Genomic DNA, 17,648 nt, shown 5'->3' with positions numbered 1-17,648 from the left:
CTCCTTTATAGGGAATGTGATGGAACAAACCATTCCTTCACATGAGCTGTTCATTTAGTCAAACAGTCCTTAATTTTTTCAAAGAGACTTTTGCTCACTTGCAAGTTATTTACATCTTCATTGCTTTCATTAGCAAAGCGTAATAACAACTCACGTTGAGTATCGGTCAATTTTTTAGGCGTTTGGACAGTTACTACAATATGTTGGTCCCCTCGTTGGTTAGGGTTACGCAAATATGGAATACCTTTGCCCTTTACGCGGAATGCCGTTCCCGTTTGAGTACCTTCCGGAATCTTTAACTCTACTTTACCATCTAAGGTGTTAACTTGTATAGTCGCACCAAGAGCAGCTTGAGCAAAGCTAATATTCACACGACTAATAACGTCATTACCATTTCGCTCAAATTCCTTGTGAGGACGAACAAAGATATATACGTAAAGGTCACCCTTAGGACCGCCCAAAATACCTGGTTCCCCTTCATTAGCTACACGTAAGCGAGAACCGCTGTCTACGCCAGCTGGAATCTTGATAGAAATCTTGCGCTTAGCAAGCATTTCACCAGTACCACGGCATTTAGAACAAGGTTTTTCAATGCTTTTACCAGTACCATGACAGCGAGAACAAGTGCGAACGGATTGCATACGCCCAAATGGAGTATTTTGAATAACCGCTTCTTGACCAGAACCATGACAGTTTGGACAAGTATCGACACGAGATCCTGGTTCACCACCAGTACCATGACAGTGATCACATTCTTCATGACGATGCACTTCTATTTCCATAGATTTACCAAAGGCCGCATCTTCAAAGGAAATATCAATATCTTCGCGCAAATCATTACCTTTTTGAGGGCCTTGTTGTTGGCGACCGCCGCCAAACATGCCACCAAAAATATCGCCAAAGATATCACCAAAGCCCCCAGCTTGACCTCCGAAACCGCCAAAGCCACCTTGGAAACCACCGGCCCCAGCGCCGCCTCCTTGTTTGAAGGCGTCGTGGCCGAATTGGTCATATTGAGCTTTTTTAGTTTCATCAGACAATACTTCGTAAGCTTCGTTCGCTTCTTTAAATTTTGCTTCCGCTTCCTTTGGATTATCTTTATTTACATCTGGATGGTATTGGCGTGCCTTTTTACGGAAGGCCTTTTTGATTTCATCTTGAGAGGCATTTTTACTGACCCCTAAGATGTCATAATAATCACGTGCCATTAGTTACCAACCCTTCTTATTTCTTATCGTCATCCACTACTGTGTAATCAGCATCAACTACATTGTCATCAGATTTTGTTTGTTGTTGACCTTGCTCTGCACCACCAGCTGCTTGTTGAGCTTGTTGTGCTGCTGCATACATTTGTTCAGCTAATTTGTGCAATGGTTGTTCCAAAGCTTCACTGTCTTTTTTGATATCTTCGATGTTGCCTGCTTCGATAGATTTTTTCAATTTATCTTTTGCTTCTTCAACTTCTTTCAACAAAGCTGTGTCGCCTTTACCATCAAGTTCTTTCAATGCTTTTTCAGCTTGGTATACCAAGGAGTCTGCATTATTTTTAATATCTAATTCTTCTTTTCTAGCTTTATCTTCTGCTGCATGTGCTTCAGCTTCTTTAACCATGCGTTCGATTTCGTCATCTTTCAAGCCGCTAGAAGAAGTAATAGTAATTTTTTGTTCTTTTTGAGTACCCAAGTCTTTTGCTTTTACGTGTACGATACCGTTAGCATCGATGTCGAAAGTTACTTCGATTTGAGGAACCCCACGAGGAGCTGCTGGGATACCATCCAAGTTAAAACGACCCAATGTTTTATTATCTGCTGCGAACTCACGTTCACCTTGTAATACATGGATATCTACAGATGGTTGATTATCTGCAGCAGTGGAGAATACTTGGGATTTAGATGTAGGAATTGTAGTGTTGCGATCGATAATACGTGTGAATACACCACCCATTGTTTCGATACCAAGGGATAATGGAGTTACGTCAAGCAACAATACGTCTTTAACTTCACCTACTAATACACCACCTTGAATTGCTGCACCGATAGCAACACATTCATCAGGGTTAACATTTTTAGTTGGCTCTTTACCTAATACTTTTTTAATAGCATCTTGTACAGCTGGAATACGGCTAGAACCACCAACTAACAAAACTTTATCGATATCAGAAGCGGAAAGACCAGCGTCTTGCATAGCTTTACGAGTAGGTTCGATTGTTGCTTGTACCAAGTCAGCAGTCAATTCTTCAAATTTAGCACGAGTTAATGTTACGTCTAAGTGTTTAGGACCTGTAGCATCAGCTGTGATGAATGGCAAGTTGATGTTTGTGCTAGCTACGCCAGACAATTCAATTTTTGCTTTTTCAGCAGCTTCTTTTAAACGTTGATCAGCTAATTTATCATTGGATAAATCGATACCTGTTTCTTTTTTGAACTCTTCAATAAGGTAGTTCATAATGCGTTGGTCAAAGTCATCACCACCAAGGTGGTTATTACCAGATGTTGCCAATACTTCGAATACGCCATCGCCAAGTTCAAGGATGGAAACGTCAAATGTACCACCACCAAGGTCGAATACAAGAACTTTGCCGTCTTCTTCTTTATCTACACCATAAGCAAGAGCAGCTGCTGTAGGTTCGTTAATGATACGAAGAACTTCAAGACCAGCAATTGCACCAGCATCTTTAGTAGCTTGACGTTGGGAGTCTGTAAAGTAAGCTGGAACTGTAATAACAGCTTGTTTTACAGGTTCGCCCAAGTAAGCTTCTGCATCAGCTTTGATTTTTTGAAGAATCATTGCAGAAATTTCTTGAGGAGTATAGTCTTTACCTTCTACAGTTACTTTATAGTTAGTACCCATGTGACGTTTAATAGAAATAATTGTGTTTTCTGGATTGGATACTGCTTGACGTTTAGCCAATTGACCAACTAAGCGTTCACCATTTTTAGCGAAACCAACAACGGAAGGAGTTGTACGAGCGCCTTCTTGGTTAGTAATAACCGTAGGCTCGCCGCCTTCCATAACCGCAACACAAGAGTTTGTAGTACCTAAGTCAATACCAATTACCTTTGCCATAATATATGCCTCCTAAAACTTTATAATCTATTCAACAACTTTTACCATTGCTGGACGAATACAACGACCATCAACAGTGTAGCCAGTTTGTAATACTTCACATACCGTATCAGATTCAAATTCATCTGAAGGTACTCGCATGATTGCTTGATGGAAATTTGGATCAAATGGTTGACCTACTGCTTCAATAACAGCTAATCCATGTTTAGATAACATTGCCATCAAGTTTTGATGAATCATAATAAATCCATCGAGGAATAACTTTGCTTCCCCTTCTGCTGGACTTTGAACAGCCCGTTCAAAGTTATCCAATACAGGAAGAAGGTCTGTTAATACATCCCCTTTAACATATCCAGCAAGTTGCTCTTTTTCTTGGTTAGTACGACGCTTGAAGTTTTCAAAGTCCGCTTGTAAACGCTTATAGCGATTATCAAAGTCGGCTTTAAGTTCTTCTAATACTTGAGCAGCATCAGCCACAACTTCTTCAGTTGCTTCCACAGTTGTTTCCTCTACATTTGTAGCATCTACTGTTTCATCAACTGGTTCTTGTTTAATGTCTTGTTCTTCAGCCATTATATGCCCTTTCTATTTTGTTCTTTTACCATAGTTTCCATTATATGTTTCATATGAGATAGCATACCGATAATTCGGCCGTATTCCATTCGTGTTGGTCCTAGAATAGCAAGAGTTCCTATAGGCTGATCTTGATTAGTAAAATCAGCTTGTACCACACTCATCGATTGCAGTGCTTCTGTTTCATTCTCTATACCAATCTTAACCTTAACTGGTGTTGGTGAATCATCTTTTAATAACTGTCCCAATTGATTTTGTTCTTCCACTAATGAAAGCAAGGGTTGTACCTTCTCAACAGACTTAAACTCTGGTTGATTTAACAACTCTGTGGTACCTACCGAATAGAACAACTTACGTTTATTAATAGCTCGTAATAATGTTTCCGAAAGGATTAATAAAATCCCCTGCGGACCTTCCATATGAATCAATAAGTTTCCCAGTGCTTCAGCCGTTACATGACCAATACTTACATTCTGTAATGCATTGCTAAATTGCATAGCTAGACTTTGTAAAAGCTCTGGTGAAATACTTTCACCAAAGTACATCAACTCATTATCGAGCGCACCTGTTTCGGTAATAACTACCATAATGGCTTGATGACTATCTAGTGGTAATACATGAATGTATTTAATTAATGCTCTATCATGGGCTGGAGCTAGGAATAAACTCATACTATGGCTCACTTGTGAAAGTAGTTTAGCCATATTTAAGAAGAGCTCACTCGTCGATCCATTGGAATGTTTCCATAACATTTCAATTTTTTCAGCATCCTGTAATGGAACAGGTTGTTGACTCAACATGGAGTCAACATATAAGCGATAGCCCTTAGCTGAAGGAATACGTCCAGCCGATGTATGAGGTTGCTCTAAATAGCCTAATTCCTCTAAATCGGACATTTCATTCCGTACTGTAGCAGGACTAATGCCAAGATTATAGTTCTTAGCAATCGTTCGAGACCCTACAGGTTCTGCGGATTTAACGTAGTCTTCAATTATGGCTCGCAAGATGCGCTGTTTTCTTTCATCCATAATGACACCTCTTGTTAGCACTCATAAACTTTGAGTGCTAATCGCATGTATAATATTATCACATTGGTAAAAATTGTCAAGCGAAAAATACCGAAAAAGTCAAATAATATCTATTTAGTCAAAAAGACAATTATATATTTTCAAGTAATTGGTCAAAAAATCAAAGTATAACAATAAGAAAACACTTATACTATCTCACTTTATGTGATCTTCTAAATTTATTAATTAAATTGATTTATTCTAATTAATTAATTTAGTAAACCTATAAAATAGTATAAGTGTTTTAATATATTGGATTAAATTGTTATCTTTACGGAAAAATTTGGGACTATTCGATTATGATATTTTATTACTAATACAACTAAATAATTATAGCTCTATACCTTCCAGTGGATTGCCTAATCTAGCTAATAATTTACCCATACGCTCACGAGGTTCACCGTGTTCAGCGTACCAATCAACTAAAATATCGACAGCTTTTTTAGCTTGTTCTACTGTTAGATTTCTAGCTAATATAGTCCCTGCTTCAGGCTTAATACCTGTATTACCACCAACTGCAAGCATATAACCTTTAGAGGTTCCAATAAAGGCAATATCTTTTACCATTGCATCTGGGCAATTACGACCACATCCACTGATGCCAATTTTGCATTTGTGTGATGTTTTTCGTCCATAATGTTTTCTCTCTACATAATCAGCCAATTCTTTAGTTTCCATTTGGCCATTTTTACAATAGCCTTTACCTACGCAAGCAATTAAAGAATTTACTCCTCTATGAACAACTGTAGTTACGCCTTCTGGCAATTCAGAGATAAGTTTTTCCTTATCGTCTTTTTCAATACCTGTAATTTGTAAACCAGTTACTACATGGCGGAAAGATCCACCATATTTTTCAGCTAATTCTATGCATGCCTTCATTTGATCTAAAGTAAATTCATTATGTAAACCGTGTATTATAACAGATGTCTTCATCGTTCCTCCTCAAATCTAGCATGCTTATTCATCATCATCCTATTTATACTAACATATTAGATTTTGAGAAACTGTGAGAAATTACTCTCGAATAAATTGACTAAATACATAGTTACCATGCTTGGCCCCTTCAGAACTTAAATGATAACTACCATTTTGATACTCTAATAAGCCTTTAGTAACTAAATCTTCTAATATATTACCAAATAAATTATGAACAGATACGCCAAATCTATCCTCAAATTTTTTCTCATCAAGGCCCCACTTAGTGCGAAGCGCTAAGAAGCAAAAGTCCTCTTGCGCTCGCTCTACAGTAATAGTCTCTGTATCGATAGTAGGCATAGTATATCGATCAACAGCTTGTATATAAGGCATTACATTTCGGTTGTTGCTACGGCGAACACCATCATAGAAGGAATGAGCACCAGCACCAAATCCTAAGTAGTCTACATAGTGCCAATATTTTAAATTATGACGACTATAAGAACTATCTTTAGCAAAATTAGAAATTTCATATCGTTCAAAACCTAACTCTTTTAATCCTTCCATCATCATATCATACATCAATTCATCAATGCTTTCACTAGGAATAGAAATAAGATTCTTTTGAACTAAATGATATAAATAGGTTCCTACCTCTACTTGTAATCCATACGTAGAAATATGATTAATTGGTAAATCTTTCACGATATGTAAATTATGTTGAATATCTTCTAAGGATTGTCGTGGCAATCCATAAATCAAATCAATGTTGATATCGGTAAAGCCTGCCTCTTTAGCATCATAAACAGCTTGTTTAGCCTTTTCCCCATTATGACTGCGATGCAGCATGGTAAGCGCCTTATCATCAAAGGTTTGAACACCAAAACTAATGCGATTAAAACCTAGTTTAACTAACTTAGTTAGATACTGTAGATCTACTTCACCAGGATTAGACTCTATAGTCATATGACAATCGTCAGTAATAGTAAAAATACTTTTGATTTTATCTACAATCATCTTTAACTGTTGAATTGATAATTCAGTAGGTGTACCACCACCAAAATAAATAGTATCAATAGGTTTAGCTTTAGACTCGGGGTGTTCCGAAACCCACAAATCCATTTCTTGTACTAATGCATAGACATAAGTTTCGTAATAATCTTGTAAATTTTGATAGGCTGGGAAATCACAATACATACATTTCTGTTTACAAAAAGGGATATGGACATACAAGCCCATATCCCCAAGTGTAGACAGATTCAGGATATTAGAATCTGTTTTCATTATATTAGTCCTCAACCTTGAGAATAGCCATAAATGCTTCTTGTGGAATCTCTACAGAGCCCACAGACTTCATACGTTTCTTACCAGCTTTTTGTTTTTCTAAGAGTTTACGTTTACGAGAAATATCACCGCCGTAACACTTCGCCAAAACGTCTTTACGCCACGCTTTTACAGTCTCACGAGCCACAATTTTCGTACCTACTGCTGCTTGAATAGGAATTTCAAACATTTGACGAGGAATGAGTTCTTTTAATTTTTCTGCTAATGCACGACCACGTGTTGCAGCACGATCCTTATGTACGATAATAGACAATGCATCCACAGGATCACCATTTAACAGAATATCCATCTTAACCATTGGAGACTGTTTATAGCCAATCAATTCATAGTCAAGAGAAGCATAACCCTTGGTAGCAGATTTCAATTTATCAAAGTAGTCGTAAATAATTTCACTCAATGGCAAGTGATATACAACAGATACACGTGTTTCATCCAAATATTCCATAGATTGATATTCACCACGTTTATCTTGAGATAACTCCATAATAGTACCAACAAAGTCTTTAGGTACAATTGTAGTAGCTTTTACATAAGGTTCTTCAATGTAGTCGATTTCTGTAGGAGGTGGCAATTTAGCCGGATTATCTACTTCAAACATTTCTCCATTTGTTTTATATACCTTGTAGTTTACAGATGGAGCGGTCGTAATGAGCGTTAAATTATATTCTCGCTCTAACCGTTCTTGAATAACGTCCATATGTAAAAGTCCAAGGAAGCCACAACGGAAACCAAAACCTAACGCCAAGGATGTTTCAGCTTCATATTCTAAGGCAGCATCGTTAAGCTGTAATTTTTCTAATGCATCACGAAGATTTTCATAGTCTTTAGACTCTGTCGGATAGAGACCACAGTATACCATAGATACAGCCTTGCGATAGCCTGGCAATGGTTCTGGTGCAGGATTATTAGCCAATGTTACCGTATCACCTACGTGACAATCTTTTACATTTTTGATACTAGCTGCAATACAACCTACAGATCCACAAGGTAATTCTTGTACCGGCACAAGATTTGGTGTAAAGATTCCAAGCTCAGTAACATCAAAATCCTTATTATCATGCATCATGCGAATGGTATCTTTTGCTTTAATAGTACCTTCTTTTACGCGCACATAAGCAATAGCACCTTTATAGGAATCAAAGCGGCTATCAAAAATCAAAGCTCTCGTAGGTTGATCGGATTTATCTGGTGGTGCAGGCACCTTATTTACAATAGCTTCTAAAATATCTGGAATGCCAATGCCAGATTTAGCAGAACATAATACAGCATCTGATGCGTCTAAACCGATAATATCTTCAATTTCATGTTTAACCCGATCCGGATCAGCAGAAGGCAAATCTATTTTGTTGATAACAGGAATAATTTCAAGATCATGTTCTAAAGCGAGATACACATTTGCCAACGTTTGAGCCTCTACACCTTGTGCAGCATCTACTACTAGTAATGCACCTTCACAAGCTGCAAGAGAACGAGATACTTCATAGCTGAAATCCACATGGCCCGGAGTATCGATGAGATTCAAAATATACTCTTCACCATCTTGGGCTTTATACAAAATACGAACGGATTGCGCTTTAATAGTAATACCGCGTTCTCGTTCTAAATCCATGGAGTCCAAAACTTGAGCCTCCATTTCACGCTTTTGTAATGTGCCAGTATATTCAATTAATCTATCGGCAATGGTAGATTTACCATGGTCAATATGAGCTATAATACAGAAGTTTCGAATCTTTTTCGTTGACATACTATGTGAACAAGTTCAAGGAACTTGTATTCTCCTTTCTAACATACGCGATCGATAACAGCACCTCCTAATAATTGAGTGCCATTATAAAAGGCTACGGACTGACCTGGGGTTATAGCCCGTTGTGGTTCTTCGAAGATAACTTCCATCGTATCATCATCTAAGATACGTGCAGTACAAGGTGAAGGATTTGCTGCATAGCGAATTTTACCTTCTGCTTTTAATTCTTTATGAATTGTATCATCCAGGAAATTATAGAACTTACAAATCATACGATTTGTAAAGAGTCGTTCATTAGGACCTACGATAACCTCGTTGCGATCACCGTTAAAGCCAATTACATATAATGGATGCTTATATGCAATACCAAGACCTTTACGTTGGCCTATAGTGTAGTTAAATAAACCATTGTGTTTACCTAATACCTCACCATCTTCAGTAACGATATTACCAGACTTTGGTTTATCTTTCATTTCTTCTACTACCAGCTTTTGATAGTTCCCATGAGGCAAGAAGCAAATATCAACACTATCTGGTTTTTTAGCTACTGGCAAATCATATTCAGCAGCTAATTTACGTGTTTCAGTCTTACATTGGCCACCTAGTGGGAACATGAGGTGACTCAAAATGCGTTGGTTCATATTGTACATAACATAGCTTTGGTCTTTAGTAGGATCAACGCCTTTATGTAATTCATATAAACCTGTTTCTTCATTATAATTAACCTGTGCATAATGGCCAGTAACCATATGTGTGGCACCAAGTTCAAGAGCTCGATTGAGCATCAAATCAAATTTGATATTTTTATTACAGAATACACAAGGATTTGGTGTACGACCATAGGCATATTCTTTTACGAAGTAATCTACTACATTATCGTAGAATACATCACGAGCATCAATAACATGATGCTCAATACCAAGAAAATCACACATCTTCTTAGCATCTGTTACAGCGAGAGGTACTGAATCATAAGGTGTACCACTCACCCACAACCATAGGGTAATACCAAATACTTTATAGCCTTGTTTTAGTAGCATTGCAGCAGTTAAAGAACTATCTACGCCGCCACTCATAGCTACAGCGATAACTTTTTCCATACTTTCTCCTTTTAATGATCTCTTGATCATAAAACTAATCAGGGTGAAAGCCTGACGTGTAAAACACTAGTTCGGTGTAAAAGTCCGAGTAGTATTGCTATGAAATTATAGCAACTTATATTATAGCCTAGAATTAGGTACATTGAAAAGATTTGAAATAAAAAGAATCCCTTTCATCAAAAGAAAGAGATTCTAATTATTATCTATGTTTTAGTAATTCTTCTGCAGCACCTAAAATACCTAGCATAGAATGTTCAAATACAAGTCCACCTTGCATGAAAATCGTATACGGAGGACGAACAGGACCATCTGCACTCAATTCAATAGAAGAGCCTTGTACAAAGGTACCACCGGCCATGATGATTTTATCTTCGTACCCAGGCATATCACCAGGAATTGGATGTACGTGAGCATCTACAGGAGAATATGCTTGCATACCTACACAGAAGTGCTCCATTTCTTCTCCATTTTTTAGATTAATAGCTTGGATTAAATCGTAGCGTTTAACATTTACCTTAGGGAATACATCATACCCTAACAATTCACCTACTGCAGCTGTATATACAGCCCCTTTAAGCGCTTGTAATACTACGTGAGGAGCCATAAATAAACCTTGGAAGAATAATCGGTAACCAGGCGCATAAGAGCCCATATGATCACCAAGTCCTGGAGCAGTCAGTTGGTACGCTGCATCTTCAACTAAGTCTTCACGACCTACGATGTAGCCACCTGTTGGTGCTAAGCCGCCCCCTGCATTTTTAATGAGCGAACCAGCCATAATATCTGCACCAGCTTCTAAAGGTTCTTGCAGTTCTGTAAACTCACCATAACAATTATCTACAAAACAAATAGTATTCGAGTTTTTAGCTTTTACAGCATCTACAATAATCTTAATATCTGCAATAGATAACGGTTCACGCGTACTATAACCACGAGAGCGTTGAATCACTACTACTCGCGTATTATCATTAACAGCATTAGCGATGGCTTCTACATCATACGTATTATCCTTTAACGGTACCTCAGTATAGGTAAACCCCTTTTCTACGAGAGATCCACGCACTTCACGAGATGCACCGATAACAAATTGCATCGTATCGTAAGGAGCCCCTACTGCATAGATAAACTCAGTGCCCTTAGATCCATTACCCATTAATGCAATAAGAGTTGTTGCTAGTGCATGAGTACCAGATACAAAATGAGGACGAACAATAGCTTTTTCACCTTTAAATACATAAGCGAATACTTCGTCTAACTTCTCACGGCCCACATCGTTATAACCATAACCCGTAGTACCTGTAAAATGATAGTCAGATACTTGGCACTCTTTAAAGGCTTCTAATACCTTTTTTGTATTGGCTAATGCAATAGGTTCAAACTTTTTAAATTCAGGTTCAGCCATCTCAAGGGCTTTACTACGTATTTCTTCTAATGTCATGCTAATCCTTCTCTACGGATTAAATCCATAGCTTTATTAAATATAAAATCTTTAGATGTATTGCTATCAATATGAATCCATTCAATATATGGCATTCGTTTATACCAAGTGATTTGGCGTTTTGCAAAATGACGCGTGTTCTTCTTAATTAAATCGCGGCATTCATCGAGGCTAATACTGCCATTCATATATTCTACAACCTCTTTATAACCAATCCCCTTAAACGCTTGGCAATCTGGATTTACTCCAGACTTAATGAGTTGTTCTACTTCTTCAATCAAACCTGCATCAAACATCATATCAACGCGTAAATTAATGCGCTCATATAACTGATCACGATCTCTCATAAGACCGATAACAGACCCTTTATAAGATACACCATCTTTGGTCTGATTACGTAACGAATCTACATCACCATGATGCAATATTTCAATAGCTCGATACAAACGATGCTTATCACTATATTGAATTTCTATATTATGTTCTTTTCCTAAGGTGAAAGCATATTCTCGTAAACCATCAATACCTTTAGCATTAAATAGCTCATCTAGCTCTAATCGTAAACTTTCATCAGGCTTAACGTCATTAAAGTTATAGTTCTCTAATAACGATTGAACATATAACCCTGTACCACCAGACAGAATAGGTAGAGTATTCCTATCATTTAATCTACCAATTATCTCTTTAGCTTGATTCTGAAAAATAGACACTGAATATGAATCATTTGGTTCTAATATATCGATAAGATGATGTTTTACCCGCTTAAGTTCATCCGCCGATGGTTTAGCGGTACCAATATTGAGTTGTTTATATACTTGGTAAGCATCACCAGAAATAACCTCAGCATGTAGCTGTTCTGCTAAGTCCAAGGTTAGATCTGTTTTGCCTACCGCCGTTGGTCCAACAATGGTAATTAAGGGATTCACATTAACTCCTTCATATATACACCATAGCCTATACGACTATATTTTCCGCCCACCCATTGATGCGGTGGATAGTTTTGAAAGACCGAACTAAATGGTCGTTCTTTAATAATAACACCATACGTGGCAACACGCATAGCCTGTGCCATGATTTTATCATCTATATGACTTTCCACAGTATGACCTCGAAGAGGTTTGAATTGAGGGCTTTCCTCTATAGGAACTTCAAACATAGGATCAAAATAAATAATATCAATACTATTGTCAGGTAGGTTTGGTAAATAGTGCTCAAAGGTATCATGATTTACTTTAATACGTCGCAATACATTCGTTACACTATCCTCACTATGAATATAATGAGCTAAACCATGACTAGTGGCAAGCCATATAGGTAAAGACCCTTCTAGGCCAGTTATTTGAGCCTGTGGGTAACCATAACTCACTACAATACTGTCACTACCAAGGCCAATTGTACAGTCTAAAAACGTAAATTTATCTCTATTAGATAATCCTTTTTTATCTAATATGACATGTACCGCATTAACGAGATGATCGCCTTCACCGCGTTGTAAACGTAATATACGTAATTGAGCCATAGACAAATGAAAGGTATGTTGTTGATTTTCTGGGAAATGAATAGTTAATCCAGAACCAGCAAGAACCGCAATATATTCGCATTGATACTTACCGAATAAGGCTGGTATCGATGTTTTACCTCGTTTAATATATGTCATATGCATAGAGGAAGCCAGTGCTTTGGCTTCCTCCTGAATGACCTCATTAGATTTTTGAGATGTGGTTAGTATATTCATATTAAGACCGTAAGAATAATTTACCTAATTCATCAGGTGTAAACTTGATTATCGTTGGACGGCCATGAGGACATACGTACGGTTTCTCAGTACTAAAGAGATCCTCAATTAAGGTAGTCATTTGATACATATTTAAATTATGACCTGCCTTAATGGCCCCTCTACAAGATGCATACGCTAGCATTTCATGACGTAACTGAGCCTTAGTAGGCTGTTGATGTTCGTGTAAGTAAGAGAATACATATTGGAGAATTTCAAAAGCCTTTGACTCTACTAAATCTACAGGCGCCCCTACTAATTTTATTTTCGTAGGACCACCTAACTCTACATCAAAGCCAAGATCTAGTAAGGTTTCTCGCTCTTCCTCTACCAAATTCATTTCATCATCTGTAGCCTCACTATATTGAGGCACAAGGATAGATTGCATAGGAATGGATTCAGAAGACTTACAAAGTTTATCATAACGTACACGTTCATGAGCTGCGTGTTGGTCTATTATGTAGAGATCATCACCCTTTTTAGCCAAAATATAACAAGAAGCGACTTGCCCCATAGGTAAGAATCCAGAGTTTTGTATAGTTCGTTCTTCACTATCTTGTTCACGTATATCCTGAGATAAAGATTTAAAACGATCTATATCCTCTTTAGTATAACTAGTGAATTCCTTAGGAACAGCATCAAAACTTTCGTCAATAAAGGATGATTGTTCATAAGTAGCCTTTTGTGCAGGAGGTGTATATCCCTTAGCTTTAAGGTTCTCCACAAACTGTGTAGTTTCACCACGCATAACTTCGTACCCTTTTGTACGGCGACCACCAAAGACTTTATCATAATCTACTGCTGTAGCTATATGTTCTGCAGATTGCATATCGTCGTGAACAACAGGAGATGTTCTATAAGAATCATACGTACTATTGCCATGAGAGATATTAGTATTGTCATCTCCTTGGTTGATAGCTGTATTTGGAGTATTACTACTATCTTTTGACAATGACTCACTTATGCCCATATAAACAGATGACTCCCGTTCATATCGCTCATGAAGTGGATTATTTAGAGCATTTAAAATTCCGTGGTAAACTGCTTTAAATATAATCTTATCATCAGAGAATTTAACTTCACTCTTACGAGGATGTACGTTAATATCAACCATTCCAGCAGGCACTGTAATATTTAGAACTACTAAAGGATGCCCATTTTTAGGCAATAGTGCATGGTATGCATTATCGATAGCCTTCATTATAGTTTTATCGGAAATAACGCGGTTATTAACGATAATAGTTTGCCAAATTCTAGTACTTTTAAGAAGGGTAGGTTTACTCACTACACCATCGATATAAATAGAGTCACTTTCATAAGCAACAGTGAAAATGTCATCCTTTGTTTTATATCCATATAATGCAGCTACCGTATCACCAATATTACCATTGCCAGGTGTAATTATAGCTACCCGATCATCTACGATGAGTTTAAAAGAAATATGTGGATTGCTTAGCGCAAGTTTGCCTACAATATCTTGAATTTTAGAAGCTTCTGTACGCTCTGATTTCAAGAATTTGCGACGGGCTGGCGTATTGTAGAACAAATCTCTTATTTCAATAGTCGTACCCGGTGCAGCACCATAAGGAATACAATCGGTAAATGTACCACCGTCAACAGTAATGCGAGTTCCTAAATCGGAGTCTGCTTTTCGTGTAGTTAAAGAGAAATGAGATACAGAGGCAATACTAGCCAATGCCTCCCCACGAAAGCCTAGAGAAGCAATATCAAATAAATCTTCTACCTGTTGTATTTTAGAGGTGGCATGACGCAAAATTGCTAAACGTGCATCTTCCTCTGTCATACCGATACCATTATCGGTAATCCGCATATAAGCTACGCCGCCATCGCCGATTTCAACCTCAATATTAGTGGCGGACGCATCAATGGAGTTTTCAATGAGCTCTTTAATAACTGATGCGGGACGTTCCACAACTTCGCCAGCAGCTATTTTATTGATTGTGGTTTCATCCAATACATGAATGGTTGCCATTATTTCCCGCCTCCTTTACGAGCCTCCTCTTGTAGTTCATATAATTTATTTAATGCTTCAATCGGTGTCATACTCATTACATCTACTTCTAGCAGACTATCGACTACTGAATGAGTAAATAAGTTACCTAGTGGAGAATCACTCACTTGTTTAATAACTGGCTTCACTACATTATTAGGGTGAGATCCCATAACACGATTATTTAAATCACTAGTATCATGACTTTGGTCTTCCAAAGATTCCAAAATGACTTCTGCCCGTTTTAATACAGAATTCGGTAAGCCTGCCAATCTAGCAACATGAATACCATAGCTTCGATCTGCGCCACCTTTGATAATACGGCGCAAGAATGCAACATCCTTACCTTTTTCTTTAACAGCAACAGTATAGTTTTTTAGTTTACTATAGCTATCTTCTAAACAAATCAGTTCATGGTAATGAGTAGCGAATAATGTCTTGCCATGAATATGCTTACAAATATGCTCTACTACAGCTTGGGCGATACTTAAACCATCAAAGGTACTCGTACCGCGACCAATTTCATCTAAGATGATTAAGCTGTTATGTGTAGCATTCTCTAAAATATAGGCTACCTCTTTCATTTCTACCATGAATGTACTTTGACCAGTAGAAATATCATCACTAGCGCCTACGCGCGTAAAGATACGATCTACTGGAGAAATAGATGCTTCACGGGCAGGAATAAAGGAACCAATTTGAGCCATAATCATCAAAATAGCAGCTTGACGCATATATGTTGATTTGCCGGCCATATTAGGACCTGTAATGAGCAAGAATTCCTCATCATCATGATTTAGAACTATATCATTTGGTACAAAAACTTCACGCTTCAAGAATTTTTCAATAACAGGATGACGACCATCTCGAATATTGATTTGACCATTCATTACAATGGTAGGGCAAATATAATTTTCTTCATAACCTACTAAAGCAAGTGAACATAATACATCAAGGTCCGCAAGGGCACGAGCCGTTTCTTGCACCACTTTAATGACGAGTTTAATATCATTTCGTAACTGTTGATATAACTCATGCTCTAAGGCGATAATTTTATCCTTAGCACTGAGAATTTTAATTTCAAATTCCTTTAACTCAGGCGTAATATATCGCTCTGCATTAGCTAAGGTTTGTTTACGAATGAAATAATCAGGTACTTGTTCAGATTTACTATGGGATACTTCAAAGTAATATCCAAATACCTTATTATAACCAGTTTTAATTTTAGATAAACCTGTAGCCTCTCTAATATCAGCTTCCATCTTAGCCAGCCATTGCTCACTATTAGTCGCTAAAGAACGCAGTTCATCTAAATCTGGATTGAAACCATCTTTAATAACGCGGCCTTCTTTTAATGTCAATGCTGGTTGGTCAGCAATAGCACGGCATAATAAATCATAAATGTCTTTATGATCTTGGATGCGGTCATTAATGGATGTTAATGCTAAACTTAAGCATGTACCTAATACATCTTTAATATCTGGTAATACCGCCAAAGATTCACGAAGAGCCGTTAAATCTCTAGGCGATACAGAACCTGTTTCTACACGACCTACGATGCGCTCAAAATCATAAATACAATCTAATAAACTACGCATATGAGACCGTTCAGCACCACGTGTAATAAGTTCTGCCACGGCCGCTTGACGTCGTTGAATTTGATTTATATCAGTCAACGGACTTTCAAGCCATTGCTTTAATAGACGCGCTCCCATAGGTGTCAATGTACGATCTAGCACATCGAGTAATGTCCCTTTTTGACCACCATCACGTAGATTATGGGTAATTTCTAAATGTCGTAAAGAAGATGTATCTAAGATCAGACGATTACCTACACTCAATTGATGTACATAGTTAATATGAGAAATTTCAGACTTAATAATTTCTTCTAAATATAGAAGCATATATCCTAATGCTTCCCATACATCCTCTTCCATAAGGCCTAGGTCACCAAAGTGATTCACAGCCTTCTCAGCTACTTCACGCTGTGTATAGTATGTAGTGAATGGTGATAAAACAACATTACTAAATTGATTTTCAATGAAATCCTTAATATCTTGCGGTAAAGTTGTCCCTTCAGGCAATATGATTTCACTTGGCCTATACATACTAAGTGCATCATACATATCACTTCGTTTTTCACAGTTAGTAATACGATGCCAAATAACCTCCCCTGTAGATACATCAGAAAATACGAGTATCCATGCGTCTTTTACCATATAAAACAATGATAAAAAGTTATTAGATCTTGCATCATTACCATTTTCAGTCATTACTGTCCCTGGTGTAATGACCTTTACAACATCGCGTTTAACGATGCCCTTAACAGCTTTAGGATCTTCTAATTGCTCACAAATAGCAACCTTATGGCCCTTTTTAACAAGCGTTTCAATATAACTTTCAGCAGCATGAAAAGGAACGCCACACATCGGTGTGCGTTCCTCATCTCCTGTAGGGCGTCCTGTTAAGGTAATATTTAGTTCACGAGATGCAACCAAAGCATCATCATTAAATAGTTCATAAAAGTCACCTAAACGAAAGAACAGTAATTCATCAGGATATCTAGCTTTAATATCTAAATACTGCTCCATCATAGGTGTTTGCTTTTTTGCCATA

Annotated in this window: 13 protein-coding genes; all 13 read right to left on the bottom strand. The window is 37.5% G+C overall.

The genetic code is table 11. The features are described from left to right. Nucleotides 1-50 precede the first annotated feature (50 nt). The 13 genes from dnaJ to mutS all read right to left on the bottom strand — a co-directional run bounded on the left by dnaJ (nt 51) and on the right by mutS (nt 17,647). The gene (gene dnaJ / locus VEHSUH06_RS04940) at nt 51-1,208 is read right to left on the bottom strand and encodes a molecular chaperone DnaJ (RefSeq protein WP_004695739.1); all 1,158 of its coding nucleotides are present in this window, start codon (nt 1,206-1,208) and stop codon (nt 51-53) included. A gap of 16 nt (nt 1,209-1,224) precedes the next feature. Next, nucleotides 1,225-3,066 (bottom strand): molecular chaperone DnaK, encoded by a 1,842-nt coding sequence (gene dnaK, locus VEHSUH06_RS04935; protein ID WP_105097982.1) that lies wholly within the window; start codon nt 3,064-3,066, stop codon nt 1,225-1,227. Between the two features lie 27 nt (nt 3,067-3,093). Then, complete coding sequence (gene grpE / locus VEHSUH06_RS04930) at nt 3,094-3,639, bottom strand: nucleotide exchange factor GrpE (protein ID WP_054747519.1); 546 nt, start codon at nt 3,637-3,639, stop codon at nt 3,094-3,096. Beyond that, complete coding sequence (hrcA, locus tag VEHSUH06_RS04925) at nt 3,639-4,667, bottom strand: heat-inducible transcriptional repressor HrcA (RefSeq protein ID WP_105097981.1); 1,029 nt, start codon at nt 4,665-4,667, stop codon at nt 3,639-3,641. Before hrcA ends, grpE begins: the two co-directional genes overlap by 1 nt. 369 nt (nt 4,668-5,036) lie before the next feature. Then, the gene (locus tag VEHSUH06_RS04920) at nt 5,037-5,639 is read right to left on the bottom strand and encodes a nitrite and sulphite reductase 4Fe-4S domain protein (protein WP_009351445.1); all 603 of its coding nucleotides are present in this window, start codon (nt 5,637-5,639) and stop codon (nt 5,037-5,039) included. An 81-nt stretch (nt 5,640-5,720) separates the two neighbouring features. Further along, nucleotides 5,721-6,905, bottom strand: a complete 1,185-nt coding sequence (gene hemW / locus VEHSUH06_RS04915; protein ID WP_105097980.1) for a radical SAM family heme chaperone HemW — start codon at nt 6,903-6,905, stop codon at nt 5,721-5,723. 4 nt (nt 6,906-6,909) lie between these two features. After that, nucleotides 6,910-8,709, bottom strand: a complete 1,800-nt coding sequence (gene lepA, locus VEHSUH06_RS04910) for a translation elongation factor 4 (protein WP_105097979.1) — start codon at nt 8,707-8,709, stop codon at nt 6,910-6,912. 38 nt (nt 8,710-8,747) lie between these two features. Continuing rightward, nucleotides 8,748-9,809, bottom strand: coding sequence for a tRNA 2-thiouridine(34) synthase MnmA (gene mnmA, locus VEHSUH06_RS04905; RefSeq protein WP_105097978.1), 1,062 nt, complete (start codon nt 9,807-9,809; stop codon nt 8,748-8,750). 199 nt (nt 9,810-10,008) lie between these two features. Beyond that, a complete protein-coding gene (locus tag VEHSUH06_RS04900; protein ID WP_105097977.1) occupies nt 10,009-11,247 on the bottom strand; it encodes a methionine gamma-lyase family protein in 1,239 nt (412 codons plus the stop codon). Beyond that, complete coding sequence (gene miaA, locus VEHSUH06_RS04895) at nt 11,244-12,173, bottom strand: tRNA (adenosine(37)-N6)-dimethylallyltransferase MiaA (RefSeq protein ID WP_105097976.1); 930 nt, start codon at nt 12,171-12,173, stop codon at nt 11,244-11,246. The genes VEHSUH06_RS04900 and miaA overlap by 4 nt, the downstream gene beginning before the upstream one ends. Continuing rightward, the gene (locus VEHSUH06_RS04890) at nt 12,170-12,982 is read right to left on the bottom strand and encodes a class I SAM-dependent methyltransferase (RefSeq protein WP_105097975.1); all 813 of its coding nucleotides are present in this window, start codon (nt 12,980-12,982) and stop codon (nt 12,170-12,172) included. The genes miaA and VEHSUH06_RS04890 overlap by 4 nt, the downstream gene beginning before the upstream one ends. Nucleotide 12,983: 1 nt before the next feature. Further along, on the bottom strand, nt 12,984-15,014 hold the full coding sequence (gene mutL, locus VEHSUH06_RS04885; protein WP_105097974.1) for a DNA mismatch repair endonuclease MutL: 2,031 nt from the start codon (nt 15,012-15,014) through the stop codon (nt 12,984-12,986). Beyond that, nucleotides 15,014-17,647: a DNA mismatch repair protein MutS gene (gene mutS, locus VEHSUH06_RS04880; RefSeq protein WP_105097973.1), complete on the bottom strand. Its 2,634-nt coding sequence runs from the start codon at nt 17,645-17,647 to the stop codon at nt 15,014-15,016. Before mutS ends, mutL begins: the two co-directional genes overlap by 1 nt. Nucleotide 17,648 lies beyond the last annotated feature (1 nt).

It is taken from the genome of Veillonella sp. S13053-19, from assembly GCF_002959835.1.
Taxonomy (GTDB): Bacteria; Bacillota; Negativicutes; order Veillonellales; family Veillonellaceae; genus Veillonella; species Veillonella rogosae.
Note: the sequence above shows the minus strand (reverse complement) of the source record. Positions and strands in the feature narration are given on the sequence as shown.